The sequence below is a fragment of the Pseudomonas sp. NBRC 111140 genome (assembly GCF_001320885.1).
Classification (GTDB): Bacteria; Pseudomonadota; Gammaproteobacteria; order Pseudomonadales; family Pseudomonadaceae; genus Aquipseudomonas; species Aquipseudomonas putida_P.
This window is the reverse complement of record NZ_BCBQ01000046.1, coordinates 19361-45251: the sequence shown is the minus strand read 5'-3', so window position 1 is coordinate 45251 and position 25891 is coordinate 19361. Positions and strand designations below refer to the sequence as shown.

General features: G+C 57.7%; 21 protein-coding genes and 2 pseudogenes. 10 read left to right on the top strand and 13 right to left on the bottom strand.

Annotation, left to right across the window (positions count from 1 at the left end; all coding sequences use genetic code 11):
- From APH42_RS30490 to APH42_RS15990, 10 genes and pseudogenes are all read left to right on the top strand, one after another.
- Positions 1-167 (top strand): hypothetical protein (locus APH42_RS30490; RefSeq protein ID WP_177336859.1); only part of this gene is annotated, 167 nt, incomplete at its 5' end.
- A 127-nt stretch (positions 168-294) separates the two neighbouring features.
- Positions 295-2231 (top strand): annotated as a pseudogene (locus APH42_RS16035) (flavin monoamine oxidase family protein).
- Positions 2232-2376: 145 nt separating this feature from the next.
- A complete protein-coding gene (locus tag APH42_RS16030; RefSeq protein WP_060493745.1) occupies positions 2377-3273 on the top strand; it encodes a nitrilase family protein in 897 nt (298 codons plus the stop codon).
- A gap of 10 nt (positions 3274-3283) precedes the next feature.
- Positions 3284-3945 (top strand): annotated as a pseudogene (locus APH42_RS29260) (hypothetical protein).
- Positions 3942-4931 carry an asparaginase gene (locus tag APH42_RS16015; RefSeq protein ID WP_060493742.1) on the top strand — a complete coding sequence of 330 codons (990 nt, stop codon included), beginning with the start codon at positions 3942-3944 and terminating at the stop codon, positions 4929-4931. Before APH42_RS29260 ends, APH42_RS16015 begins: the two are co-directional and overlap by 4 nt.
- Before the next feature lie 92 nt (positions 4932-5023).
- Entirely contained in the window at positions 5024-5575 is a 552-nt protein-coding gene (locus tag APH42_RS16010; protein ID WP_012273815.1) for a UPF0149 family protein, read from the top strand.
- 136 nt (positions 5576-5711) lie between these two features.
- Positions 5712-6341 carry a glutathione S-transferase family protein gene (locus APH42_RS16005; protein WP_012273814.1) on the top strand — a complete coding sequence of 210 codons (630 nt, stop codon included), beginning with the start codon at positions 5712-5714 and terminating at the stop codon, positions 6339-6341.
- A 27-nt stretch (positions 6342-6368) separates the two neighbouring features.
- A complete protein-coding gene (locus APH42_RS16000; protein ID WP_060493741.1) occupies positions 6369-8405 on the top strand; it encodes a pyridoxamine 5'-phosphate oxidase family protein in 2037 nt (678 codons plus the stop codon).
- Positions 8406-8477: 72 nt separating this feature from the next.
- A complete protein-coding gene (locus APH42_RS15995; RefSeq protein WP_012273812.1) occupies positions 8478-9374 on the top strand; it encodes a LysR family transcriptional regulator in 897 nt (298 codons plus the stop codon).
- Between the two features lie 157 nt (positions 9375-9531).
- On the top strand, positions 9532-10827 hold the full coding sequence (locus APH42_RS15990) for an MFS transporter (protein ID WP_041166576.1): 1296 nt from the start codon (positions 9532-9534) through the stop codon (positions 10825-10827).
- Positions 10828-10876: 49 nt separating this feature from the next.
- Here APH42_RS15990 and APH42_RS15985 read toward each other — a convergent pair whose 3' ends face one another.
- The 13 genes from APH42_RS15985 to APH42_RS29880 all read right to left on the bottom strand — a co-directional run bounded on the left by APH42_RS15985 (position 10877) and on the right by APH42_RS29880 (position 25790).
- Positions 10877-11746 (bottom strand): aldose 1-epimerase, encoded by an 870-nt coding sequence (locus APH42_RS15985; RefSeq protein WP_060493740.1) that lies wholly within the window; start codon positions 11744-11746, stop codon positions 10877-10879.
- 25 nt (positions 11747-11771) lie between these two features.
- Positions 11772-12695: an EamA family transporter gene (locus APH42_RS15980; protein ID WP_060493739.1), complete on the bottom strand. Its 924-nt coding sequence runs from the start codon at positions 12693-12695 to the stop codon at positions 11772-11774.
- 57 nt (positions 12696-12752) lie between these two features.
- The gene (locus APH42_RS15975) at positions 12753-14033 is read right to left on the bottom strand and encodes a TRAP transporter large permease (RefSeq protein WP_012273808.1); all 1281 of its coding nucleotides are present in this window, start codon (positions 14031-14033) and stop codon (positions 12753-12755) included.
- Positions 14034-14561, bottom strand: a complete 528-nt coding sequence (locus APH42_RS15970; protein WP_012273807.1) for a TRAP transporter small permease — start codon at positions 14559-14561, stop codon at positions 14034-14036. It abuts the gene before it with no gap.
- 66 nt (positions 14562-14627) lie between these two features.
- Positions 14628-15599 (bottom strand): TRAP transporter substrate-binding protein, encoded by a 972-nt coding sequence (locus tag APH42_RS15965; protein WP_012273806.1) that lies wholly within the window; start codon positions 15597-15599, stop codon positions 14628-14630.
- Between the two features lie 52 nt (positions 15600-15651).
- Positions 15652-16533: an SMP-30/gluconolactonase/LRE family protein gene (locus tag APH42_RS15960; RefSeq protein WP_060493738.1), complete on the bottom strand. Its 882-nt coding sequence runs from the start codon at positions 16531-16533 to the stop codon at positions 15652-15654.
- Positions 16534-16559: 26 nt separating this feature from the next.
- Positions 16560-17366, bottom strand: coding sequence for an NAD(P)-dependent oxidoreductase (locus tag APH42_RS15955; RefSeq protein WP_012273804.1), 807 nt, complete (start codon positions 17364-17366; stop codon positions 16560-16562).
- 251 nt (positions 17367-17617) lie between these two features.
- Entirely contained in the window at positions 17618-18856 is a 1239-nt protein-coding gene (locus tag APH42_RS15950) for an OprD family porin (protein WP_012273803.1), read from the bottom strand.
- A gap of 880 nt (positions 18857-19736) precedes the next feature.
- Positions 19737-20063, bottom strand: a complete 327-nt coding sequence (locus tag APH42_RS29890; RefSeq protein WP_156352795.1) for a hypothetical protein — start codon at positions 20061-20063, stop codon at positions 19737-19739.
- A 50-nt stretch (positions 20064-20113) separates the two neighbouring features.
- Complete coding sequence (locus tag APH42_RS29885; RefSeq protein ID WP_156352792.1) at positions 20114-22270, bottom strand: helix-turn-helix domain-containing protein; 2157 nt, start codon at positions 22268-22270, stop codon at positions 20114-20116.
- Entirely contained in the window at positions 22267-23244 is a 978-nt protein-coding gene (locus APH42_RS15945; RefSeq protein WP_177336858.1) for a TniB family NTP-binding protein, read from the bottom strand. The genes APH42_RS29885 and APH42_RS15945 overlap by 4 nt, the downstream gene beginning before the upstream one ends.
- 1 nt (position 23245) lies before the next feature.
- Positions 23246-25138 (bottom strand): DDE-type integrase/transposase/recombinase, encoded by a 1893-nt coding sequence (locus tag APH42_RS15940; protein ID WP_060493736.1) that lies wholly within the window; start codon positions 25136-25138, stop codon positions 23246-23248.
- Between the two features lies 1 nt (position 25139).
- Positions 25140-25790 carry a hypothetical protein gene (locus tag APH42_RS29880; protein WP_156352789.1) on the bottom strand — a complete coding sequence of 217 codons (651 nt, stop codon included), beginning with the start codon at positions 25788-25790 and terminating at the stop codon, positions 25140-25142.
- Positions 25791-25891 lie beyond the last annotated feature (101 nt).

Below are 25891 nucleotides of genomic sequence, written 5' to 3'. Positions count from 1 at the left end.
CCTATGGTGCCAATGGCCACCGCGTGGAAAGCGCCGAAGGCCTGCTGCCGCTGCTGGAACACTGCATCAAGACCCCAGGCGTGCACGTGATCGACTGCCCGGTCGACTACAGCGAGAACGACCGCATCCTCAACAGCGAGTTGCGTGAGCGCGCGCTGGCGGTATAACGTCCAACGCAAGCCAACACCCACAGGCCTTTCTCGATTCTGTGGGTGTTGGTGACACATAACCAACACTCCGCACATCTCAACTCGATCATGCTCAGGCTTCTCAATTCATGGAGCGCCCGAGAACATGACCATCGGTTCGACCCACAACTATCCTGCTGATCTGGCCCTTGAGCCATCCTTGCCCTTGCAGCCGTGGGCCGCACGGTTTCCGAATCCACCAGACCTCTGCTTCGATTACCGACGTCTGGTTGAACAACCGGGAGGCGTTGCAAGTGCCGCCCAACCGGAACATCGGATCTGCATTGTCGGTGCTGGTGTCACAGGGTTAACTGCTGCTCGGGAATTGCTACGCTGTGGTTTCACCCGCATCACCTTGATAGAGCAGTCGCACCGTGTGGGCGGTCGCCACCTGACTGTGGCGAACAAAGGCGGTAATCACAAGCAGCCTTCAACGCCATTCGAGATGGGGGCCATGCGTATACCTTTGTTCAGCAGGACAGGCGAACCGCCTAAAGATGGACGCTCGCTTATGGCCTATTACGCCAAGCTGTTCGAGCTACGGCTTTCCGAATTTCCAAACCCTGGGACACCCTGGGTGAATGCAACGGGTATCTATCTTCGGAATGGACAACTAGAAGGAGAGGGGAAGCCAGAGCTGCTGATTTGGCGAAATCCAGAAGGGAATACCCCTCCACCTACAGCCACACTGCAAAAGGTCTATGAAAAATGGTACCGCTTCGCCGGGCAGTTTGCCGAGCGCATCGCTGTGGTATATGGCACGCAATGCTGGGCGTCGATATGGCAGAGTGTTGTCGAGCGCTATCACCTGATGTCATTCAGGGATTTGGTACATTTGCCGATGCTGACAGCGTGGGACCCCGCCAACCCTGGTGATTTCGGTGGGTTGGGCATGAGCCGTGAAGAGTCGGCCATTTTCTATTCCATCGGCATTGGTGATGGGAGCTGGGGAGCGTTCTATGACGTCTGCTGCCTTTACCCACTACGTACAGCAATTTTGGGTTTCAGCAGCCATTTGCAGCTGGTGCATGGCCGTGTCGATAAGGAAGGTGTGCCATATGCTGCCCCGTATCTGGAGGCCAGCACTGTGCCTGATAGCAGAGGGCTGATGTTCAACGGGCCGGCTTATATTGGGCTTGCGTCTATGGATGAAAGCTTGTTGTTTCTGAATACGGGAATGAACGGCACTTCGCTTTATGACCATCTCCTTCAACAAGAGGACGGGCTGTTGACGGACACCTCGGTTTGCTCCCTGCAAAAGCTTGAAGGGGGGCGCATTCGAGTTGGGTATCGTTGGCACTGTAGTGTCCCTGAGCACCAAAGCGTTCAATACGATGACTTCGACAGTGTGATCTTGGCCACCCCTTCCTGGCTGATCGAGACCAACATCCGCCTCGACGGTTTCAGCCGTCATATACTCCCGCAGTCGATTATGGACGCATGGAATCACGCTCACTGGGAAACCAGCTGCAAGGTCTACGCGCCACTGAAGAAGCGCTACCTGGACCGCAACTCGGCGCTACCGCAGATTCTCGTCACCGACAGCTTTGTCCACGACGTCTATGCCTATCGATACAACGACCACTACCCCGAAGACTGCATCCTGCTCAGCTACACTTGGGAGGATGATGCAACGAAGCTGGCTGCCTTTTCCGATGAAGAACTGGCCAACAAGTGTATCGAGGAGCTTGATCGGATCCTCCTGCGCTGCAGCAATGTAGCTGAAGCCATATCGCCTTATATCGATACCCGAAACATTCGCATACAGCGCTGGATGACGGACAAAAATGCGCTCGGCTGCGCGAAGCTGTATCGAGCAGGTACCTACTACGACGCGATCGGGCTGATGAAATACAACCGCGATTTCAGTGCCCGCTCAGGGCTGTATCTGGCTGGAGAGTCTTTCTCTGTTGACGCCGGCTGGACCGAGCCGTGTTTGCGTACCGCGCTGGATGCAGTCATCAACCTCTGCCATCGAACTTCAGCGGCGTTCAATGGTGGCTCACCCTTGAGGACTACCCCCATTATCAAGTTGGGAAATAGCGGCGTCCGAGCGTTTCTGTGAGACTTTTCCTATTGCAATTATTCGCTTGTCTGTCGACCCCATAGGACTCACCCGACTGTCCCCGCCAAGCCGAACCCCGCTCTACTGGCGACCTTCCAAAACAACCACAAGAAGGAAGCCGCCATGTCTGAATACAGCACCCCCGTCAGCCCTGTCCGTATTGCCGTCATCCAGTACGACCCTCAGGTCGGGGTCGAACACAGCGACGGCAATTTGAGCAAAGGCTTGGCACTGGCTCGACGCGCGGCGCGTGAAGGCGCCAATCTGATCGTGCTGCCCGAGCTGGCCAACACCGGCTATACCTTCCACTCCCGTGCCGAGGCCTACGCCCATGCCGAGACGTTGCAGGAGGGCCGCAGCCTGAAAGCCTGGGCAGCGTTCGCCAGAGAGCACCGGGTGTATCTGGCAGCGGGTTTCACCGAGCGTGATGGACTGAAGCTATACGACAGTGCCGCACTGTTCGGCCCCAACGGCCTGCTAGGGCATTACCGCAAGGCTCACCTATGGAACCAGGAGAAGCTTTGGTTCACCCCGGGCAACCTCGGGTTCCCTGTGTTCGAGACAGCTATCGGTCGTATAGGCCTGTTGATCTGCTGGGATATCTGGTTCCCTGAAGTGCCGCGGCTTATGGCCGCACAAGGCGCCGACATCATTTGCAGTTTGAACAATTGGGTGTGGACTCCACCCCCCCTGTTCGACGAAGCAGGTCGTTGCATGGCCTCGTACCTGACCATGACCGCCGCGCACGTAAACAATGTCTACATTGCCGCCGCCAACCGTATCGGCAATGAACGGGGAGGGCGCTTTCTCGGTTGTTCATTGATCGCCGGTACCAATGGTTGGCCTATCGGGGAGGTTGCCAGTGCGCAGGAGGAGGCCATTCTGTATGCCGACGTCGACCTTAGCAGCGCGCGTTCAGCACCGATCTGGAACAGCCTCAACGACCTGCAGCGTGACCGCCGCACCGACCTCTATGATGCGTCGCTTGGCTATCGCTTGCATACGCCTATGCCACGCTAAGGGGGCGCGTATGAAGGCATTACGTTTGTCCAGTCGGCAGCGCTCCCCTGTATTGCTCTTCATTTGCTTGTTGATGCTGCTGGTAGCCAGCCTAGCGCTGGGCCAATGGCCGGACTACGCGCAACTGGCGGCGACACTCGATCAGCCGCTAAGCCGCTTGCGCTGGATAGTGGGTGATATCAGCGAGGTGGCATTCTACAAACATGAACTGCCTGCTCTGGGCTTGTTGCTAGGGGCTTGCCTGGCGCATTGGGCCCATGTTCGCGGGTATCGATGGCAAGGTTTTGCCATCTGCTATGGCAGCGGGCTGTGGCCCCGGCTGCACCGGCATACGGTTCAATGCTGGTGATGCACATTGTGGCAGGGCAGGCCCTGGCGCCCCTGGTTGGTGTCGTCATCTGGCGTAGCCAGTGGCAAGCCCGTGGGTGGTACCCTACCTACATTCCGATTGTCTCGATCGTTCCGGCCGCGGTGCTGACGCATGGCGGCAGCTGGGAAGTCGTGGTGACCAGTGCTGTGCTGGGGGCGCTGGTGGCTCCGCCGCTGGCGGTGGCGATCACGCGCCGGTTGCCGGCCTATGTGCATGGCTACATTGGCAACGTGATGTCGATGGCCATCAGCACGCTGGGAATTGTGCCGTTGATCGGGTTACTTGTGGGAGGAGACGCATGATTGAGCATTCAAGCCTGCCCAGGCTGTCGATCGCCAGCTTGGGGGGTACCGTCAGCATGCAGGCTGGGGCTGCTGGCTGTGGCGTGGCCCCAACCCTGGATTGTGAGCAGCAACTGCTGCAAGTCCCACAGTTGCGCGAAATGGCGCAGTTGAACGTTGCTTCATTATCCCTGCTCCCCAGTGCATCGCTGGGCTTCGTGGCGTTGTTGGATGTGCTGGTCTGGGCCCGCAGCGAGGTAGAGCGCGGTGCCCAGGCCGTGATCCTGACCCAAGGCACCGACAGCCTTGAGGAAACGGCCTATTTCCTTGATCTGCTCTGGTCATTCGATGCACCGTTGGTGATGACCGGTGCCATGCGCTCGGCCAGCCAGGCGGGCAACGATGGCCCGGCCAACCTGCTGGCTGCGGCACAGGTTGCATTGGCACAAGGCAGCCGAGGGCGTGGTGTACTTGTGGTGATGAATGATCAGGTCCATTGCGCGGCAAGGGTTCGCAAGATGGCCAGCCTGGCGATGGCGGCTTTCGAGTCACCAGGCTTCGGCCCTTCGGCGGAAGTTGTAGAGGGTGTTGTGGTCTATCGCCATCCGCCAGGTCGTCGGGCTGTGCTGCCGTTACCGTGTCGCACCGACCAGCGCGTTGCCCTGCTGGAGGCTTGCCTGGATGCGGACACAGCGCTGCTGCAGGCTGTGGCTTCATTGGGCTATGAAGGGCTGGTTATTGCTGGCTTTGGTGCCGGGCACGTTTCCAGCACTTGGTCCGATGTGCTGGAGCATCTGGCGCCCACCTTGCCGGTCATTGTAGCCACCCGCACAGGTAGAGGCCCTACAGCCCGGACAACATACGGGTTTGCAGGCTCCGAGATCGACCTGCAGCGCAAAGGCGTGCAAATGGCCGGGCACCTCTGCCCGCGCAAGTGCCGCATCTTGCTTTGGCTGCTGATTGGCACCGAACGGCAGCATGAGTTGCAGGGCTGGTTGGCCATCTGAGGAATCTGCCCGCGCAGTGGTGCTCGCGGGCAGCCCTTGCGCCGTTGCTGTGCTAGGGTGCACACACTTTTGCTTCCCAGGATTTTCACCCCATGCTCCCCGTACTCAGCGAAAAAGAACTCGACCGCCTCGAAGACCTGCTGATCACCTATGGCAACGACTACTCGGTACTCAACCTGGCCGAGCTCAATGGTTTCTTCACCGCGCTGGCCAGTTCACCGGTAACCGTGACCCCGGAACATTGGTTGCCAGCCGCTGCCGGTGGCAAGGTGCCAAAGTTCAAGAAGCCGGCACATGAAGAGGCTTATGTGGCGTTGATGCTGCGCTATGCCAGCCAAGTGGCGGAAGAGCTGAGCGATGATGTCGACCAGTTCGAGCCGCTGTTCGAAGAAAGGGAAGACGAGCAGGGCACTGTGATCGTGATGGAGGAATGGTGCTTCGGCTACATGCGCGGTACCCAGATTGCCGGTTGGGGCGAGTTGCCGCAGGAGCAGGACCAACTGCTCAAGGCGATTTCGCTGCATGGGTTGGAGGACAATTTCGAACTGCTGGACCAGATGAGCGAAGCGGATATCCAGGCCTGCGTACCGCAGGTTGTCGAGGCTTCGCGCGGATTGTTCCGCTATTTCAAGAAACTGAACTGACCACCTGCACGTTCTGGAAACCATTATTCCGCTGCGCGAAATTATGGTTTCCCCTGCGCACTGATTCTGCTGCCAGCCGATCCAGTGCAGCATGTGCTCCATCAGCCCATCCCGGTGCTGACCAGGAGCCAAGCCAATGTCGAACCCGATCAAGCTCTACAACTTCCCCAAGTCTGGCCACGCCCATCGCATCGAGCTGATGCTCTCGCTGCTGAACCTGCCCACAGAGCTGGTGTTCGTCGACCTGGCCAAAGGTGCACACAAGCAGCCGGACTTCCTTGCCCTCAACCCGTTTGGCCAGGTCCCGGTCATCGATGACAACGGTACGGTGATCGCCGATTCCAATGCCATCCTCGTCTACTTGGCGAAAAAGTATGACAACGGCACTTGGTTGCCCGAAGAGCCTGCTGCCGCTGCCCGTGTGCAACGTTGGCTGTCAGTCGCTGCCGGTCCGCTGGCCTTCGGCCCGGCTGCGGCCCGCCTGGTGACGGTGTTCGGGGCTTCGTTCAATACCGACGAAGTGATTGGCCGTGCCCACACCCTGCTCAAGGTGATCGATACAGAGCTAGCCAGGACGCCATTCCTGGCGGGCAGCACGCCTACCATCGCCGACATTGCCAATTACTCGTACATCGCCCACGCGCCCGAAGGCAACGTGTCGCTGGAGCCCTATGCCAACGTGCGCAGCTGGCTGGCACGGATCGAGTCACTGCCAGGCTTCGTGCCCATGCCACGCACAGTGATCGGGCTGCAGACCAGCGCCTGACACCCCGCCATCGGGAGGAACGCCGCCATGCAACAGCCCCCGGACCATCGCCCCTCGCCCTGGCATGCGGGCGAGAAGACCCTGCAGGAAAAGGTCGGTGTAGCAGAGCGCATGGAGGCGTTCGGGCAAAAGGTCATTCGTGACTACATGCCCGACCAGCACCGTACTTTCTATCATCAGTTACCTTTCATGATCGCCGCCAGCGTGGATACCCTGGGTCGGCCGTGGGCCACCCTGCTGGAGGGGCCAGAAGGGTTTGTCAGCTCGCCCGACCCTCGCCTGCTGACCATCGATACCACGTTGCCAGCGGACGACCCCGCCACCCCTGGGCTGGCAGCAGGAGAGGCGGTCGGCCTGTTGGGTATCGAGTTGCACACCCGTCGGCGCAATCGCATCAATGGGCAAATCCGTCAGGCTGCACAAGGGCAACTGCAGGTGGCCGTGGAGCAGTCGTTCGGCAACTGCCCGCAGTACATTCAGTTGCGTGATTACACCCGCGTCGACCAACCCCCCCAGGGGCGCATTGACGCCCCTGAACTGGATGCCACGACTGCCAGCATGATCGAGGGCGCCGATACCTTCTTCGTCGCCAGCTATGTCGAGCACGGCAATGGCCAGCGCTCGGTGGATGTCTCCCATCGGGGTGGTCGGCCAGGGTTCATCAAGGTCGAAGGCAGCCTTCTGACCATTCCCGACTACGCTGGCAACCTGCACTTCAACACCTTGGGCAATTTGCTGGTCAACCCGCAGGCAGGCTTGCTGTTCATCGATTTCAGTAACGGTAATGTTCTGCAGGTATGCGGGCGTGCCGAGGTGCTGCTGGACAGCCCTGCCATCCAGGCTTTTGAAGGTGCCGAGCGGTTATGGACGCTGCAGGTCGAGCAGGTGGTGTGGCGCCCGGCTGCGGTCTCACTGCGCTGGGCCTTCAAGGCGTACGCACCGGCCAGCCTGATGACGGGTACCTGGGCCGAGGCCGACGCGCGCCTGGAGCAACGCCGGCAACAGCGCCAATGGCAAGCCTGGCGTGTGCTGCGGGTGGAGCAGGAAAGCCGTGATATCCGCTCGTTCTACCTTGAGCCACCCACCGGTAGCCGTGCGGCCTTCGCGCCAGGCCAGCATCTTCCTGTGCAAGTGCAGCGTAATGGCGAGGCTGCGCTGATCCGCACCTACAGCCTGTCCAGTGCACCCGCTGATGGCTACTTGCGCATCAGCGTCAAGGCCCAGGGCCCGGCCTCGCGCTATTTGCACGAGCGCATCGTGGCGGGTGATGTGTTGAACGTGCGCCCACCGATGGGCAGCTTTACGCTCGACCAGCAAAGCACACGGCCGTTGGTGCTGATTGGTGCAGGTGTGGGTATTACGCCCTTGCTGGCCATGCTGCGTGAGCAGGTGAGCACGGGGCAGGCCCGGCGAATTCATTTGTTTCATGGCGCGCGCAGCCTGGCCGAATTGCCGTTTCAGCAGGAGCTGGCGAGTTTGCAGCAGCAGGCCGCTGGGTTGTTGCGCGTGCACCGTGCCCTCAGCCAACCGGAAGGGCATGCGCGGGTCGGTCGCGATTTCGAGTTTATCGGGCGATTGGGCATCGAGCAGGTCAAGGCGACGCTGGCGCTGGACGACTATGACTTCTACCTGTGCGGCCCAGGCAGCTTTACCCAGGCATTGTATGAAGGGCTGCGCGGGGTGCATGTGCCGGATGCGCGGATTCACGCCGAGGCCTTTGGCCCGTCGACGCTGCGCCGGCACACGGATGACGGGCGGCCCACCGTGCAACAGCCACCCGCTGCCAACGAGCCGGTGCCGGTGTATTTTGCGGCTTCGGCGAAGGAGGCACGCTGGACGCCCGGTAGCGGTACGTTATTGGAGTTGGCCGAGGCGCGTGGGTTGGCGCCGGAGTTCAGTTGCCGGGGCGGCTCGTGCGGCACCTGCAAGACCAAGCTCGTCAGTGGCCAGGTGCATTACCCGAACCTACCGGCAGAGCTGCCGGAGTCGGGTTCGGTACTGATCTGTTGTGCGGTGCCGGCACATCAGGAAGAGGGCGCACAGGCCCTGGTGCTGGAAATCTGATATGCCTGTCCTGCAAGCATAAAACGCCCGGATATCCGATAATCTCCACCCCCTCCGATGCCAGGAGCTCGCATGGACCAGATCCACCTGATGAAGGTGTTCGTTGCCGTCGGCGAACTGGAAAGCTTCGCCGCCGCTGCTCGCCGCCTGGACATCTCGCCAGCCGCCGTCACCCGCGCCGTCAGCGCTCTGGAAGACCAGCTCGGGGTCAAGCTGCTGCTGCGTACCACCCGCAGCGTGCGCCTGACCGAGGCCGGCGGGCGCTATCTGGAAGACACGCGGCATATCCTTGCCAGCATTCACGAAGCCAACGAGGCGGCTGCCGGTATCAACGCCACCCCCAAGGGCGACCTGGCAGTGACCGCGCCGATCCTGTTCGGCAAGAAGTTCGTCATGCCGTGCATCGTCCGCTACTTGCAGCAGTACCCGGAAGTCGATGTTTCCGCCTACTTCCTCGACCGTGTTGTGAACATGGTCGAGGAGGGCATGGACGTGGCCGTGCGCATCGGTCCTTTGCCCGACTCCGGGTTGAAGGCGTTGCGGGTGGGCAGGGTGCGTCGCATGTTGTGTGCCTCGCCCGACTACCTGGCGCGTCATGGCGTACCGGAGCACCCGTCGGACCTGGCAGGGCATGCGGTGATCGGCACCACCAACCTTTCGCCACGGGCCGGTTGGCGCTTTGGGGTCACCGATGAGCCGACGCTGGTACGCATGAAGCCGCGGCTGACGGTAACCAGCAATGATGGGGCAATCGCAGCGGCCAGCGGCGGGCTGGGGATTGCCCGGCTGCTGTCGTACCAAGTGGCAGAAGAGCTGGCCAGCGGGCAACTGCAGGTGATCCTGGCCGAGTACGAGGAGGCGCCCTGGCCCATTCATGTGCTACACCGCGAAAGCAAGTACGGCTCGGCCAAGGTCAGGGCCTTTATCGACATGCTGGCGCAGGCCCTGCGAGCCCAGCAGCTTGATTGAGGTCGTACAACATAGCTGCAAACTGCTAGAAATAATAAGTGTTGTACGACGACATATGACGTGGCAATCTTCCACCTGAAACAATTTGTCGCAAATAGCCCCCGTCGGCCTTTGCGCCAATCACCCGCAACTCTAAAAACAAAAATTCAGGTGAACCATGAAGATGAAAGGCATCCGTTGGTGGATGGTCAGCCTTGTCACGGCCGGGCTCGTCGTCAACTACCTCGCCCGCAATACCCTCTCGGTGGCTGCCCCCACCTTGATGACCGACCTTTCCATCAGTACCGAGCAATACGCCAAGATCGTCGCCGCCTGGCAGGTGTGCTACGCCCTCATGCAGCCGGTGGCCGGCTGGTTCATCGACTTCATCGGCACCAAGCTGGGCTTTGCCGTGTTCGCCATGGCCTGGTCTGTGGCCTGTGCCGGCGCGGCCTTGGCTACAGGCTGGCAGAGCATGGCATTCATGCGCGGGCTGCTGGGCATGACCGAGGCCGCGGGCTTGCCGGCCGGGGTCAAGGCTACTACCGAGTGGTTCCCGGCCAAGGAGCGTTCGGTGGCGATCGGTTGGTTCAATATCGGCTCGTCGCTTGGCGCCTTGCTGGCGCCGCCACTGGTGGTGTGGGCGATCCTGCACAGTGGCTGGCAACTGGCGTTCGTCATTGTTGGCGCGTCAGGCATTGTCTGGACGTTGCTGTGGATGCTGCTGTACAAGCACCCGCGTGACCAGAAGCGCCTGAGCGATGAGGAACGGGACTACATCCTTGCCGGGCAGGAAGCGCACTTCAAACAGGACACCCGCGAGAAGGGCGCGTGGAAGCGCATCTTCAAGACCCGCAACTTCTACGCCATCGCATCGGCGCGAATTCTTTCCGAGCCCGCCTGGCAAACCTTCAATGCCTGGATCCCGCTGTACCTGATGACCGAGCGGCACATGAACATCAAGGAAGTGGCGATGTTCGCCTGGCTGCCGTTCCTGGCGGCCGATATCGGCTGTGTGCTGGGCGGTTACCTAAGCCCGTTGTTCCACCGCTACTTCAAGGTGTCGCTGTTCACCTCGCGCAAGATGGTGCTGGTGTTCGGTGCCAGTTGCATGATCGGCCCGGCCTGCATCGGCCTGGTGGAAAGCCCGTACACCGCGATCCTGTTGCTGTGCATTGGCGGCTTTGCCCACCAGACGCTGTCGGGGGCGCTGTACTCGATCACTTCGGATTCGTTCAGCAAGGACCAGGTGGCCACGGCGACCGGCATGGGTGGCATGTGCGGCTATCTGGGGGCGGCGGTGTTCACCCTGGTGTTCGGCGTGCTGGTCACGCAGATTGGCTACAGCCCGTTGTTCGTGGTGCTGGCAGCGTTCGATATCGTGGCGGCGGTGCTGGTGTGGAAGGTGGCGCGCGAAGTGAGTGGCGAGTCTTCTGTCAGGAAGATGGCAAGCTCGACCGAGGCACTGGCATAAGGCTTGAGATTTTGGGGCCGCTTTGCAGCCCCAATTCCAGGCAGCTCCCTTACAGCGCCTGATACTGCATCCTGAACCCAAGGTTCATCGCTTCCCCACGCTGCAGCAACCGCAACCCCGGCCGCCCTGGCAAGTGATGCGCATTGACCGGGTGGCTTACCGGCTCAAAGCAGAAAAAGCCTTGCCCTTGCGGGCAGAACAGCAAGAAGTGCTCAGCCCCGCTGGCACTGCACGTCAGTCGATGACCCGCGCTTGGCTGTTCAATCACACACTCCCCCGGCCAACCACTGAAGGCATGATCGACGACGCTCTCAGGCAAAAGCCCCATGGCATTGAAACGCCACGGTTCAGGCACTTCGGCCTGATACGACGGCAACCGCCCATCCTCGGCCAGCCACACCTTGCGCGCCGCCGCGTACAGCTTGGTATCGGGATAGCGCGGAAAGTAAGGGTGCAAACCCAGCCCATACCAGGTCGCCAGCGCTTCCAGGTGCACCACATGCAGGTCCAGGTTCAGGCAGCCCTCATGCAAGTGCACATCCAGCGTGGCTTGGTAGGCAAACGGCACGGCACTGTCCAGCCTCAGCCGCGCACGTCGTTCGCTGTGGTGATCTACCTGCCAGGCCTGCTGCCAGGCACTTCCATGAATCGGGTATGGATCATGCTCGGTGTTCGGTGCCAGTGCCTGCCAGCCCTCGGGCTGGGCAAAGCCACCCTCGGCAATGCGGTTGGACCACGGTGCCAGCGGGTAACAGGCCAGCCGCCTCGGGGTGCCACTGGCCAGCGCAGCCGTGTCGGAATGGCGCAGCAACGGCTGGCCGGTTGCCTTCACTTCCCAGTTCACCAGGCTGGCGCCCAGCTCCGGTGCCAGGCTCAGACGGGTCAGGCGGTCCTGCAGGTGCAGCTCGGTCACAGCCATGCAAGGCTCCTTTCTGGATGATCGATCAATGGGGCCGACGGTAGGTGAGCAGCACGATGCCGCACACCACCACGGCGCCCCCGACCAGTTGCAGGGGGCTCAGGTGCTGATCGAGCAAGGCCCAGCCCAGCAGCAAGGTGGCGATGGGTTCAACGTTCATGACTGGCGCGTTCTGCGCCATGTTCAGGCGAGGTACACAAACGAACAGCAAGGTGAAGGCCAGGCCGTACAACACCACCAGGCAGGCCAGGGCCGCCCAGCCGCTGCTGCTGCCTGGTAGTGACAGGCCGGACGGCATCACCCCGCTTGCGCCTGCAATCAGCATGCTGGAGAACACGATCAGCAAGGTCAGCAGGCTGCGCACGGGGCCCCGCACGCTGGCCAATTTGTGGTCGGTGATCCACAAGGCGCAGGCAAAGGCACAGGCGGCGCCAAAGGCCAGGCTGATGCCCGTTGCCCAGTGCGGGTTGGCCGCGCCACTGTCGGCCAGGCGTGCCGGCACATCCAGTGCCAGTACCAGACCGCACAGGATCAGGCCCATGAACAGCACCGTGCGGCCGGTGGGGCGTGCGCCACCCAGTGCCCAAGTGAGCAGTGCCAGCAGCATCGGAAAGGTGTTGCCCACCAGCAGCGCCAGGGCGACCGGGATGCGCGCTACCGCCGAATACAGGCACAGGCTCTGGGTGGCGATCAGCAGGCCGAGCAGCAGTTGCCAGTGCCGGGTACCGGCAGGCAGGCCCAGCGCCTGGCGTTGCCAGACCAGCAGGCCGGCCAGCACCAGCAAGGTAATACCTGAGCGGCAGAGGATCGCCAGCAACACGCCGGTGCCGTCATCGAAGGCGATGCGTGCGGCAATGTGGTTGCCGGCGAATGAGCAGGCCAGCAAAGCCAGCAGGGCAATGGCCAGCTTGCGTGGGAACAAGGGGGAAACAGAGGAGGGGACAGCCATGTGCAGGATCCGTTTGCAGATAGAGCCAAAGGGGCCGCAACGCGGCCCCGATTCTATTTACAGCACCACGCTAGGCAGCCACAGCGAAATGGCCGGAATGTAGGTCACCGCCATCAGCACCAAGAACAGCGCCAGGTAGAACGGCAGCAGCGCCTTCACCGTCGACTCGATGCTCACCTTGCCGATGGCCGAACCGACGAACAGCACGGCGCCCACCGGTGGGGTGATCAGCCCGATTCCCAGGTTCACCAGCATGATCATGCCGAAGTGCACCGGGTCCACGCCGATACCGGTGATTACCGGCAACAGGATCGGCGTAAGGATCAGGATCAGCGGCGCCATGTCCATCACCGTGCCCAGCAGCAACAGCATGAAGTTGATGCACATCAGGATCACATAGCGGTTGTCCGACAGGGTCAGAAACGCCGTGGTGATTTTCGACGGGATCTGCATCAGCGTCATCACGTAACCAAAGCTGGCGGCAAAGCCGATCAGAATCATCACGATCGAGATGGTGCGCACCGTGCGATGCATCAGCTTGGGCAGGTCGCGCCACTTGTAGTCGCGGTAGACGAACATGGTCACGAAGAACGACCACACCACCGCCACTGCCGCCGACTCGGTAGCGGTGAACACGCCCGACAAAATGCCGCCAAGGATAATGACCATGGCCATCAGGCCCCACAGCGCTTCACCGGCGATTTTCAGCGCCTGGCGCATCGGGATCACTTCGCCCTTGGGGTAGTTGCGCTTCTTGGCGAAGATCAGGCACAGGCCCATCATCACCGCACTCAGCAGCAAACCGGGCATGACTCCCGCCATGAACAGCGAGGCAATCGACACCGTGCCGCCCGCCGCCAGCGAATACAGCACCGAGTTGTGGCTGGGCGGGGTCAGCAGCGCCTGTACCGAGCCGCTGACGGTCACGGCAGTGGAGAATTCGCGCGGGTAACCCTTGCGCTCCATCTCTGGGATCAGCACCGAGCCCACCGAGGCGGTGTCGGCCACCGACGAGCCGGAAATCGCGCCGAAGAAGGTCGAGGCCATGATATTGACCAGCGACAGCCCGCCGCGCACGAAGCCCACCAGCACTCCGGCAAATGCCACCAGCCGCCGTGACATACCGCCTTCGGCCATGATCGCGCCGGCCAGCACGAAGAACGGAATCGCCAGCAGCGAGAACTTGTTAACCCCACTGGCCACCTGGATCATCATTGCCTGCAGCGGGATATCGATCCACCAGGCGCCAATCAGCGCCGACAGGCCCAGGGCATAGGCCACCGGCATGCCCAGCAGAATGAGCATGATGAAACTGCCCAACAGAATGAACGCATCCATTTACGCCGCTCCTTCGCTTTCTTCTACGTGGTCGAAGCGCACCACCTTGCGGTGGCTCTGATCGCCCAAGAGGAGTTTTTCCAGTACGAACACCAGGGTCAGCACACCACCGAGCGGAATCGGCGCATAGGTCATGCCAACCCGCACCCCAGGCAATGACGCCAGAGACTGGTTCCAGGTAGTGATGCACAGCTTGGTGCCGTAGTAAGTCATGAACACGCACACCAGAATCATCAGCACTTGCACCAGCAGCGCAACCAACTGGCGCTGCAGTGGTGGCAGGCGGTCTGTAATCATCGCCACCGCCATGTGCGCCCCAGCCCGGTAGCTGGCTGCGGCGCCGACGAAGGTGAACACCACCATCAGCAAGATGGCCACTGGCTCCGGCCAGCTTGAGCCAGTGCCGAGCACGTAGCGGGCGAAAATGCCCCAAGGGATGATCAGCGACATGGCCAGGATCGACAGGCCGGCGATCCAGATGCAGCCGCGGTACAGCGTGTCGTTCGCACGCAGAAAAAGGTTCTTCATGGGCATCACCAAAGCGGCAGGGCGGCGGGCGCCGCACTGCCGAGGTCGTTTGGGTAGGGGGCGCTGTTACTGGACGGCGTCGATGCGCTTCATCAGGTCGGCGTACTGCGCGCCGTATTTTTCGCGTACCGAGGCAGTGGCGTCGTAGAATGGCTTCTTGTCCACGGTGATGAACTCGACACCGGCGGCCTTGAGCTTCTCTTCGCTGGCGGCGGACTTGGCATCCCACAGTGCGCGTTCTTCCATCTGCGCTTCACGCGCGACCTTCTTCACCAGTGCTTGCTGCTCGGGGCTGAGTTTGTTCCAGGTGGTTTTGGACATTACCACCGGCTCCGGCAGAATCAGGTGCCCGGTCAAGGTGTAGTACTTGGCGCTCTGGTAGTGGTTGTGCTCGAGCAGCGTGGGCGGGTTGTTCTCGGCACCATCGATCACGCCGGTCTGCAGGGCGCTGAAAATTTCCCCGGTGTCCATGGCGATACCGTTGCCGCCCATGGCGTTCATCATGTCGATGAACAGCGGGTTGCCCTGTACGCGAATCTTCATGCCCTTGAGGTCTTCCAGGCTGCGTACCGGTTTTTTCGTGTAGATGCTGCGCGAGCCGCCATCCATCCAGGCCAGGGCCACCAGGTTGAAATCGGAGTTGGTGATCTTGTCGAGGATCTCCTGGCCGATCTCGCCGTCGATGATCTTGCGCATGTGCTCATGGTCGCGGAACACGAACGGCATGTTGAACACGTTTACATCCGGCACCACCGGGCCGACGATCCCCAGGCTGACGCGGGTCATCTGCACGGCGCCGATCTGCGCCTGTTCGATCACTTCCTTCTCCGAGCCCAGCACGCCGCCGGCGAACATCTTGAAGGTGATGTCGCCGTTGCTGGCTTCTTCCAGCTTTTTACCCATGTTTTGCTCGGCGACCACGGTCGGGTAGCCGGCCGGGTGAATTTCGGCGAACTTGATGTCCAGTGCCGAGGCGGGTGTGGCGACGCTGAAGGCGAAGGGGAGTACGGCAAGGAGCAGCTTGCGTTTGAACGTCATGATGAAACTCCGTGGTTTTTATTATCTGGTTTCGTGTGCAAGTGTGGGGGCGTCAGCCCCGGTAGGCAGGTTCTTCCAGGCCCTTGGTGCCAGGGTTGAGGGCAAATACCCCGCCGGCCAGGGGCTGGTCGCTGAGGTCTGTGCCCGCAGGGCGGATCGAAGTGACGTACAGGGTGTCCAGGCTGGCGCCGCCAAAGGCGCACATCGCCGGCTTTTTCACCGGCACGCTGAGTGAGCGGTCGAGGCGCCCGTCGGGGGTAAAGCGGTGGATCTGCCCGGCATCGTTGCCGCAGATCCAGTAGCAGCCATCCTGGTCGATGGCGGCGCCATCGGGGCGGCCGGGGTAGCCGCGCATGTCGACGAACAGCCGCTTGTTGTGCGGTGTGCCGCTGTCGATGTCATAGTCGAAAGCCCAGACCTTTTGCACGCTGGGGTGCGAGTCGGACAGGTACATGCGCGTGCCGTCGGGGCTGAAGGCCAGCCCGTTGGGCACGATCATGCCGTCTTGCTGCAGGTGCAGGTGGCCTTCGCTGTCATGCCGGTACAGCGCGCCGACATGGGCGCCTTGCTGCATGTCCAGCAGCATGGTCCCGGCCCACAAGCGGCCCTGGCGGTCGCAGCGGCCATCGTTGAAGCGCATGCCGGCCTGGGCGTGCTGGACGCTGCTGAGCAAACGGCTGTCCAGGCTGCCGTCGGCTTTGGCCTGGATCTGGAAGATGCCGCTTTCCATGCCTGCTACCCAGCCCTGAGCGCTGCGGGCGATGCAGGCCAGCATCTCGTCGCCCTGCCAGACCTGGTGCTTGCCATCGGCCGCCTGCCAGCAGTGCAGCTGGCGGGCGGGAATGTCGGCCCAGTACAGAGCCTGTTCGCTGACGTGCCACACGGGGCTTTCCCCAGTGCCGTTGCGGGCGTCGACAATCAGTTCGCAATTCATGGCCGTGCCTCCTGGCGCGTGTGGGTTCAGTTGAATGGGCCGGCCACGGCGAAGGCGCCGCCCTGGTAGACCATGCTCGGGTCATCGGCGGCGGGCGCCGGCTGGGCTTCAACGGCGGCGCGGAAGGCTTCGGAGCTGTCCTTGGGCACATAGCCAAGGTGCTCGGCATGGCGGTTGTCCCACCACACGGTGCGGTTGTCGGAGGCGCCGTAGACGATGGTGTGGCCAACGTCGGGCGTGAACAACCCACGCTCGATCAGTTGCACCAGGTCGTCGTAGCTCAGCCAGGTGCAGAGCATGCGCGGGTTCTGAGGTTGCGGGAACGACGAGCCGATGCGAATGCTGACGGTCTCGATGCCGTAGCGGTCGAAATAGAAGCTGGCCACATCCTCGCCGTAGCACTTGGACAACCCGTAGTAGCTGTCGGGGCGGCGCGGGGAGTGGGCGTCGATGCGCTCATCCTGGCGGTAGAAGCCGATGGTGTGGTTCGAGCTGGCGAAGATGATGCGCTTCACCCCATGCTTGCGTGCTGCCTCGTAGACATGAAACACACCGCAGATGTTGGGGCCGAGGATGTCTTCGAAGGAATGCTCGGTGGACACGCCGCCGAAGTGAATGATGGCGTCCACGCCTTCGACCAGGGCGTGGACCGCAGCCTTGTCGGCCAGGTCGCAGGTGATCACTTCTTCGTGCGGCCCGGCAGCAGGTGCCATAGGGCTGATATCGGAAAGGCGCAGGACCTCGGCGTAGCCTTGCAGGCGTTCGCGAAGGACCTTGCCCAGGCCGCCTGCGGCTCCGGTGAGCAGCAGGCGATTGAGGGGAGTAGGGGTCATGGCCGGCTCTTGTTGTTAATTGTTGTAGGTTGTCGTATGACTTGGCTGATTATTGGCGGTGGGTTCGGTTGTTGTCAATGACAACTCAGTGACTGATTAGCGTTATGTGCGGTACTTGTAGGAGCGGCCTTGTGTCGCGAAAGGGCCGCAAAGCGGCCCCGGCAATTTTGCGGTGAGGCCAAGACCCTGGGGGCGCTTCGCACCCCGATCGCGACACAAGGCCGCTCCTACAAGGGCCCGGGTTGAGCGGGTTACAGCAACGACAACGGGTAGTTGAAGATCAACCGGTTCTCATCGAACTCGTTGTTGCTGTAATCCCGCCGAATCGACGAGTTGCGCCACTTCACACTCAAGTCCTTGAACGCCCCGCTCTGGATCACATACGCAAGCTCCGTCTCGCGCACCCACTCCTTGCCATCAGTGACCGACCCGGTATGCACATCGCGCCCGCTGATATAGCGGTTCATCAAGGTCAACCCCGGCACCCCGACCGTCACGAAGTTGAAGTCATGGCGCACCTGCCACGAGCGTTCGTTGGCATTGTCGAAGCTGGAGTTGTAACTGTCGTTGGCCAGGGTCCCGCCGCTGGTGCCGTTGACCCGCATCCAGGTATCGCCATCAACTTTCTGCAGCCCCACCCAGAACGTGCTGCCGCCGTACTTGGCCGAGAACATCCCCGAGTAGGTCTTGTTGTCCAACTGCCCGGCGCGCTCGGAGCCATCCTCATCGCCCTGGAAGTAGCCCAGGTTGGCGCCCAGGGTCCAGTCACCCACTGGCTGGTTATGGCTCACTTGCAGATACTGCTGCTGATACACGTCCTTCAGTACCGCATTCCACAACCCCACCAGCGTGCGGTCCTGGTTGAATTTGTACTCGCCACCGACGAAGTTGAAGCGGTCTGACACCCCGCCGCCGTAGCTCATGTCTTCCATGCTGGCGTCGTTACGCGGGCTGTTGCCGCGGAACTGGCCGCCATACAACGTCAACCCGGCGATCTCGTTGGAGGTGACTTGCCCGCCACGGAACGTCTGCGGCAGCGAGCGCCCGTCGTCCGAACGCAAAATCGGTAGCACCGGCATCCACTCGCCGATTTTCAGTTCGGTCTTGGAGATCCGTGCCTTGCCTGCGACTGCCAGGCGCCCGTAGTCGTCTGCTGGCTTGCCATCGTCGTGGCGCGGGAGCAACGCTGTACCATAAGTGCCGCCGCCGCCATCGAGCTTTACCGACCATAGCCCCAGCACATCCACCCCGAACCCGATCGGCCCTTGGGTGAATCCCGACCGCGCATCGAGGATGAAGCTTTGCGTCCATTCCTCGGCCTTGCTTTGCGGGTTGCTGGGGTTGGTGAAGTTACGGTTGATGTAGAAGTTACGCAGCCCGAGCGTAGCTTTGCTGTCTTCGACAAATCCAGCAGCCAGGCTGGTGCCCGGCAGGCCAGCGATGACACCGGCGCCCAACAGGGCGAAAGGCAGGGTATGGCAGACTCTCATTATTGTTGTGCTCCCGAAGGGTATGGCAGCCCGTCCACCGGGCACGCGCGAGCGGCCTGCGGTAGGGGCGGGTAGGTAACGGGCCGGTCAGGGCCAGGGGTGAAAGCGCGGAAACGGGCCGCTAGGTACTGATGGGCGTACGCCAGCCAGTTGGGGGTAGAGGGATGTGCAACAGACGTGGATGCAGCGGGATGGGTGTCGACATGGGATCGTCCACTGATTGTTGTTTTTGTTATGTGTTGTCGTACAACTGTGGGCGATTATTAGCAAGGCCGAGGTAGGCTGTCAACGTGTAATGGCCTATTGATTATAGGCCCGGCACTCGAATAATGAGGTGTAGCGGCTCTATCATGCCTTCTACAAAGACATACGATGACTTCGCTTAAGCTCCAAGGCTTGCACAGTCCCTGAAGGGGCAGCCTGAGTGATGATGCAGGACAGTTGCTGCGAAGGGCTCAGCGTCATCTCACAGAGCACATTGCCAAGCCATTCCAGCAAAAAAAAAGGCTGCCATTCGGCAGCCTTCTCGATGCTCAGCCCGGCTTCATTTTTCACTGAGGCTCGAATTATAGGCTGTGATGAACAAAGATTTAATCAGCAATAAACGAACAAAAAAATCAAAAAAACCGAACCGGAAGATAATGATTCACTGGCGATCGTATGGGTGAGTGCTGGTGGCACGAAAATACGGCGCCCCCGAGACTGACAACCATTCAGTAGTAGGATAGAAGGCTAGGATTGGGGACTTACTTCGTAGATACCAATAGGTAGCAAACTAACCTATGCTTCGGTTAGCGCAGTGGCCGCTTCATGCTTGTGGAGCTTCCTGGCGAACATTTTTTACATGAGTTAGCGAGTATTTAGCTCTACCTCGAGTCACCTAAGGGTGACGATTAAGGTCGTGCTGGAAGGCGGAGGGGGTGACGGGGGTGATTTTCTTAATGTGGCGAGAAACATCACTTTGTTTGAGAAGCTGCTTTCCTGCTAGTTCTGGGGGGAGGTCACTTGCAATGCATATTTCACCTTTGGCTACCAATTCTTTAAAGTGAGATTTTAAACCTATACGCGCATCTGCCATGGCGACAGTGCAATATTTTTTTAAAAAAGTTCGTAATTTGCTATAGTCCGCTGGGCTTATCCATTGTCTTCCCTGCACCTTGATGGCGGTTATGAATCCGGTTTTGATAAAGTTTTTGGCTAAAGCCATTACTGATATCTGCAATTTCTTACTCGTGTCGCGAGTTGATATGAGAGAGCTCAAGTAATTTTTTTTTTTGAATTCTGCTTTAGTGAGTCGAGTCCTATAGGGGCCAAGTCGCTAACTCTATAAATGGTTTCATTGGTTGTTCCGTACTTTTCATGAATTGGGAAAATATTCATTTTTGCCAAGAATCTCAATATTCTAGTGGGTCGTATGCCCCACCATTTAGCAATGGTTGCGCCGTTAGCGTGAGTGGTTGAAAATTCTTGAGCTTTAGATTTGCTGATGAAAAGGGAACTTTGCTTGTTCTCGCAGCTGCAAGAGAGGTCGTGAGTATTTAAAAGACAAATTATGGTTTTCTCTGTGAGATTGAGATAGCGACTCGCTTCAAGAATTGTCATGCTGTCCTCAGAAGTGCTTGTATTGCTAACTATTAAATTATCTATGTCCTTCTTTAAAAAGATATGTGTGGCGGTGCAATCCAAAAGCGGGCCCGCGATGGGGTTGATGCCTAAGCTTAGTATAAGTTCGGTTGCTATTTTAGGATTCGTGCCAATCAACTTGGAATAATCTCCGGGCCTCAAGAAATTATGTTTGGCGAACATAATTTCTGATTTCAATAAGTAAATGCCCGCTTTGCCCCCGTTAAGTTTTCGGTGTGGAGTTAGCCAGCCATGCCTAATAAGGGCCGATATGGTGCCCTCTGGGAATCCACATAATTTTGCTGCCTCATCGCAAATGCAGTAGTCAGTAGCGTTGTGGTCGTCTAAGAGCTTAAGTTGTTCTCTGCTTAGTGTGGAATGATGTTTTGTTTGTTTTAATGGTGCGAGATGTTTAATGATGCGTATTGTATCATTGTGGTGTAGTAGGGACGGATGTTTAAATGTGCTAGTGTAATAGCGGGGGATGTTCAAGATTTGGATGGCTGAAAGAATGATTCTTTTGCGTTGATTTATTCTCGCAGCTAGGTGATCCAAGGTTTCATACTCGTCACTGAACTTCTGGAGTTGATTTTCTGCTATTGCAAGCCTGCGATGATCCGAGAGAGTAGTTGTCTGAAGTAAGCCCTCCCTAATTAGTCGCTTAATCGTATGGGGTGAAAGTTGAAGCCATTGCGCGGCCTCTTGTAGAGTCATGATTTTTGAGTCTGTATCGGAAGTAGAGATTCGCAGCTTGAACTCTTCGGATTTATCAAGGAGCTGCAAAATAAGACTCTCAGGAAGCGGGAGTCCGCGGCCAACACTTTCCCATAAGGTTTTCTGTTCTCTGACGAAGATTGGCCATTGGCTCACTGATAGGCCAGTGAGTTTCCTCACCTGCTTGCGTGACAATAGAAAAGGTTGTTTTTTAATGGGAGTATGCGTTGGGGGTGGAAGGGAGGAGAGGGTGTAGTGCTGATTGTCGGATTGTGAGAACTTGAGTGTGGCGTTTCGCGATGCTTCTGTACCTATCCGGCTGAGCACTGCTGATATCACGCGTCGCTCCAAGTGCGGGTATTGGCTGTGTAAACTACAGAGGTAATCCTCCAGAACTTTTGTGTCGTTCTCAACTACACCTATTGCAGCGATCAGTGTATTTCTGTTCATGTCATCGCCTAGAACTGGAAGGTTGTAATTGAGCAAGCGCAGAGTACGCTCGAAACAATCCAAGTTTTCTTGTTTCGACTCTCGAAACCAGCTCAGCAGCACTTGTTCTGGTACCGCTTCTTCAGGGCTGCACGAAGGACAGATGATTTCGGTGTGACATACTCCGCATAGATGGGTCAGAGTATTAGACCACCGTAGGCGTGCGTTGCAGGCTGGGCAGGTGAACAAGTAGGTCTTGTTATGTAGTGGGCAGTGCATGCAGACCCTAAGATCTTTAATGAAGTGTTCTTTGCCCTCTTTCCAACATTCTGAGCAGAAGGCAATGCCAGACCAGCGTATCATTCTGTTTTTGACGGTGACTCCATTTACAACGTGTTGTTTTGAGCCATCTTTAACTACTGGGGTGTAGAAGCCAGATAAGAAGCGATTTCCATAAGCGCCGGCTGTCTTTGCGATCCAAGCTGGTACATCCCCCGCACTACTAAGTGATCGTACATGATAGTATGGAGCACCTAGGCTATGAAACTGCGCGGACGTAACGCACCCGTGCTTGGTTGCGAATCGCTTAAGAAGACTGGTTGGGCTCTCCTCTGGCAAGGGAAATGGTACGAAGAAAAATTCGTTCATGGCGTTATCCGAATTTTCATAAGTTTTGATTGAACATCTTTGCTATTCAAAAGAGCGAGATTGCTCAGTGGTTCTGATGAGAACGGATTGCCAGCAACTAGCCTCGTATCCAGGCTGAGGAGTTCACAAGCATGTTGGAGATCGGCTAGTTTTAAGCCTTTTCCATCATCGCGAAGGAGGCACCGCTTCAGTGCGACGAACAGTACCTTCCTCATCCAACCCAGATTTCCAGCTGTTGCCAAAAAGAGGCTTAATGCAACCGTCGAGTCATGTATATGTATGTCGCCCGTAAGTCCAGTAATTGTGAACATGGCTTCGTCAAGTTTCTCCAGTGTGCGAATGTACTCCGAGTTAGGGTCTTCACTGTAGGTGAAAAACTCTAAATTGACTTGGTAGGGGAATCTTGTGGCAAAGGAATCGAGATGCAGGCGAATATCCACACACTCTTCAGTGCCGCTTATTATCACAGGCTTTCCCAATGCATTAATAAAAGATGCTATCCACCCCAGAGTTTGAGGGCGGATCTTCTTTGCGGCCCCCACACACAGACGGTTTATCTCGTCCAGAAAAACGAGCTCAACACGTCTTTGCTTGAGTAATTGAACCAGTTGCTGCGTCATTTCCTCCGTACTGCCCCTAGGGTTCTCGATACCTAGTGCAATTAGCATTTTTCGCGGCATACCTTTGATAGTAACCTCGCTAGGCACTTCAAAGTAGATGACGGATGCGCATAAGTCGACCCCGCCTTCGACTATTGCCGAGTATTTATCTTTGAATTGGCCCATCACCTGGAAGCAAAGTGTTGTTTTCCCGACTCCAGATTTGGCGCATAATATGGCACCATAAGGTTCGCCAGACGTATTGGTGTCCTCAATCGCATTGAGTAATACAGAATGGGCGGCATTGAAGCGTGGAAAGTGGACAATGCAGTTTCTAAATTTATTTAGCAGAGAGCTAATTTTATCGGCTTCCAAATTAGTCGTCTCCAAGCGTTAGGGTGAAATCTCCAGGAGTATTAGTGTTATAATCTTCGCTAGGCAGTGCACGAGATAGCGCAGGTGTTTGTGGCTCAAAGGCCTCCGTAACCTGCCGTAGATTTAGTTCTCCATTTTCCAAGGCTGCCACCAGGGGTTGGTAGCCTTTTTTATTGGCTTTGGCGATCTTCCAGAGAAGTTGCGTGCGAGCTTCTTCAGCCCTGCAATAGCAATGCGTTTGCCTAATAGCTTTTTGCTGTGCTCGAATCAGGTGATGGAAGTCTAATGTCAAGCCGTTTTGATATGCAGGATGGAGGGCATTCAGTGGCTGGATATCATCAGGGTAGCTAGGGTGGCATATCCACGCTTTACCTACATCTCCAGCATCAAAATAAAGAACAAGCTTCTTGGCCTTGGGCTGTTTTGTTCTGTAATAGCTAACGGCGGGGCCCCACCAGTGTAAATTGTCGTGACGCACTCGTCCGCTTGCCGTGCCAGTGACTTCCGCAGACCGCCAAAAACAGCGCCGCAAATCGTCTCCCGAAAACCTATGGGGCTGGAATTGCGTACTTACGGCTGTTGACCAAGCTTCGTTAGGAGACATATCTAACGTGCTATGCCTGGCTGCATGATACGTCTCGAGCCATGTGGCGAATATGCATCGGGCTTGTTCGAGCGTATACATTGCCTGCTCTTCCGAATTGTAGTCACCTCTTGCTTCAATACTTTCTTTTGTTGTGCCGCGTAAAACATGTTCTATCTCACAGGCCCACGTTTCGAAGAACCTCTCGACATGTGGCTTTTGATTCGGTTCGTCTGGCTCGCAAAAGGTAACTTCAGCCCCCATCAACCAGAGAACCTTTCTCAGCGCCTTGGCGATGAATTCTGGACCGTTATCAACAATGTACAGCTCAGCCAAGCCTCCATGCGGGTTATCCGCGTTTAATGAGTCTCGCAAAACGAGAATGGTAGTGTCTAAAGAAGCCGGATTAAATGAAATGTGCCACGCAATTACGAATCGAGTTTTAACTTCGATAAAGACGGTAAGCACCGGCCTTCCTAGCGGCTTTCCATTCTTGTCGACCAATATAATGTCCAAAGGGCGCGAGTCGGCTTCTACACGTTCGAACAGACGCTCAGGCTCAGGAATTGTTGCACCCCAGTAATGATCTCTCTTTGCGGCCTTTCGACCGCGTTGATGGAGGGTGGTTTCGTGAGCGTCGATCTCATTAATTATCCTGTAAAGTGTGGATATTGAGGGGATACGAAATTGCTCAGTAGTGCGGCGTCGACTATTCAGTGCATCCAGCTTTAACCTGATGCTGCTGATTAAAGCTGTCTTGGTAAAGGGCGTCGTTGTCCAATAAAAGCTGGCGATGTCGGATTTTATTAGGTTTTGGACCTCAAATGGTTGGTGCGAAATATGTTTGTTTATGGGTCTGAAGGTATTAGGTATGAGAGAGGTGAAGTTTCTTCCTGCATCAAGGAATGTCCTTTTCCACTCCCATAAGGTGGTGAAGCTAGGCGCTTTATGTGGGCCTATTTTTTCAGTCATGATCTCAATGAACTCGGCATGAGTTCGTCTTGTGACCCAGGTGTATTCTTCCAATGAGGCTCTGACGTAAGCGACCCGTGTTTCCAGACTGCGAGCTTCCTTTTTAGGCAGCCGGGCGATGATTAAATTAGGGTCGGTCTGTATAGGGGCTTCTTGTATCTTCAGCATTTTACCTTGGTCAACACCTCGCCGAAGAGCGGAGAGATACTGATATAAAACTTGGGGAGGCCCGTAGACCGAGCGTAATTGCACGCGCTCGCCGTCCGTCTCCATCACTTGGTAGTCTCTGCCACAGTAGTGGTAGCGTTCTCCAGTTCGGAATTCAACCAGTGCACGCATGTTAAGAGTTCCGCATGCGGGAATCGAGGTTAAATGGTTGGCTAAGATTGACAGAGGTCATCCTATAAAAAATAGAATAGGCAATGTCTCCAGCCGGATGGCCGCTGCCCAGGAGATGCTGGACTGATAATTCATCACAGCCGGAATTATTAATTGTAGCAACGACCCCGCGCGCCCCTTCTGATGTGCCATGCAGGGCGTGATGGTAAAGGAACCTAAGGTTATGAGTTTTTTGGGATTGGCTAATGCTGGAGAGCGTAATCATTTCCAGCGTTAGCCCCGCTTCGCCAAAGAGTGCGCGGAGACTGCTCTGCCTATCTTTCTCTACTTGTAGGACGGCAGTTGCAGGTTTCAACAGTTCGTAGAAGACAATATGGCCCTGGTCGAACAAGGCGCAGAAGTCAGGGCTGTAGTACTGATTCCTTCTTTCGAAGCGAATTTTTCCGGGTCGGCTGCAGTAGCCTGTGACCCTGGGCTCATATTCTAAATGAATACAAAAATCTGAATGCTGAAGCGCCGTGCAGCCCACAGCGGATTTGTTTTTATTCGAAGGGAAATGGGTGATTCGCCTATGGTGTTGACCGGTCGTTAATTCAGCACGCGCAGTGATCGTAACCGTGCCCGGCAGATGGGATTTCAGATCAAGTTCCATAAAGCCTCCGTGTATAGACGGGCTTTGGGCTCTCTAATCAAAACCCTGATCTTCCTCTGCCTCATGCACTGACTGTGTGCTGACGTGGGTCACGCGGAAGG

Excerpts from the sequence above, each read along its gene's own strand:
- APH42_RS16030 (WP_060493745.1), top strand. The coding sequence starts at position 2,377 with ATGTCTGAATACAGCACCCCCGTCAGCCCTGTCCGTATTGCCGTCATC.
- APH42_RS16015 (WP_060493742.1), top strand. The coding sequence starts at position 3,942 with ATGATTGAGCATTCAAGCCTGCCCAGGCTGTCGATCGCCAGCTTGGGG.
- APH42_RS16010 (WP_012273815.1), top strand. The coding sequence starts at position 5,024 with ATGCTCCCCGTACTCAGCGAAAAAGAACTCGACCGCCTCGAAGACCTG.
- APH42_RS16005 (WP_012273814.1), top strand. The coding sequence starts at position 5,712 with ATGTCGAACCCGATCAAGCTCTACAACTTCCCCAAGTCTGGCCACGCC.
- APH42_RS16000 (WP_060493741.1), top strand. The coding sequence starts at position 6,369 with ATGCAACAGCCCCCGGACCATCGCCCCTCGCCCTGGCATGCGGGCGAG.
- APH42_RS15995 (WP_012273812.1), top strand. The coding sequence starts at position 8,478 with ATGGACCAGATCCACCTGATGAAGGTGTTCGTTGCCGTCGGCGAACTG.
- APH42_RS15990 (WP_041166576.1), top strand. The coding sequence starts at position 9,532 with ATGAAGATGAAAGGCATCCGTTGGTGGATGGTCAGCCTTGTCACGGCC.
- APH42_RS15985 (WP_060493740.1), bottom strand. The coding sequence starts at position 11,746 with ATGGCTGTGACCGAGCTGCACCTGCAGGACCGCCTGACCCGTCTGAGC.
- APH42_RS15980 (WP_060493739.1), bottom strand. The coding sequence starts at position 12,695 with ATGGCTGTCCCCTCCTCTGTTTCCCCCTTGTTCCCACGCAAGCTGGCC.
- APH42_RS15975 (WP_012273808.1), bottom strand. The coding sequence starts at position 14,033 with ATGGATGCGTTCATTCTGTTGGGCAGTTTCATCATGCTCATTCTGCTG.
- APH42_RS15970 (WP_012273807.1), bottom strand. The coding sequence starts at position 14,561 with ATGAAGAACCTTTTTCTGCGTGCGAACGACACGCTGTACCGCGGCTGC.
- APH42_RS15965 (WP_012273806.1), bottom strand. The coding sequence starts at position 15,599 with ATGACGTTCAAACGCAAGCTGCTCCTTGCCGTACTCCCCTTCGCCTTC.
- APH42_RS15960 (WP_060493738.1), bottom strand. The coding sequence starts at position 16,533 with ATGAATTGCGAACTGATTGTCGACGCCCGCAACGGCACTGGGGAAAGC.
- APH42_RS15955 (WP_012273804.1), bottom strand. The coding sequence starts at position 17,366 with ATGACCCCTACTCCCCTCAATCGCCTGCTGCTCACCGGAGCCGCAGGC.
- APH42_RS15950 (WP_012273803.1), bottom strand. The coding sequence starts at position 18,856 with ATGAGAGTCTGCCATACCCTGCCTTTCGCCCTGTTGGGCGCCGGTGTC.
- APH42_RS29890 (WP_156352795.1), bottom strand. The coding sequence starts at position 20,063 with ATGGCTTTAGCCAAAAACTTTATCAAAACCGGATTCATAACCGCCATC.
- APH42_RS29885 (WP_156352792.1), bottom strand. The coding sequence starts at position 22,270 with ATGAACGAATTTTTCTTCGTACCATTTCCCTTGCCAGAGGAGAGCCCA.
- APH42_RS15940 (WP_060493736.1), bottom strand. The coding sequence starts at position 25,138 with ATGCGTGCACTGGTTGAATTCCGAACTGGAGAACGCTACCACTACTGT.
- APH42_RS29880 (WP_156352789.1), bottom strand. The coding sequence starts at position 25,790 with ATGGAACTTGATCTGAAATCCCATCTGCCGGGCACGGTTACGATCACT.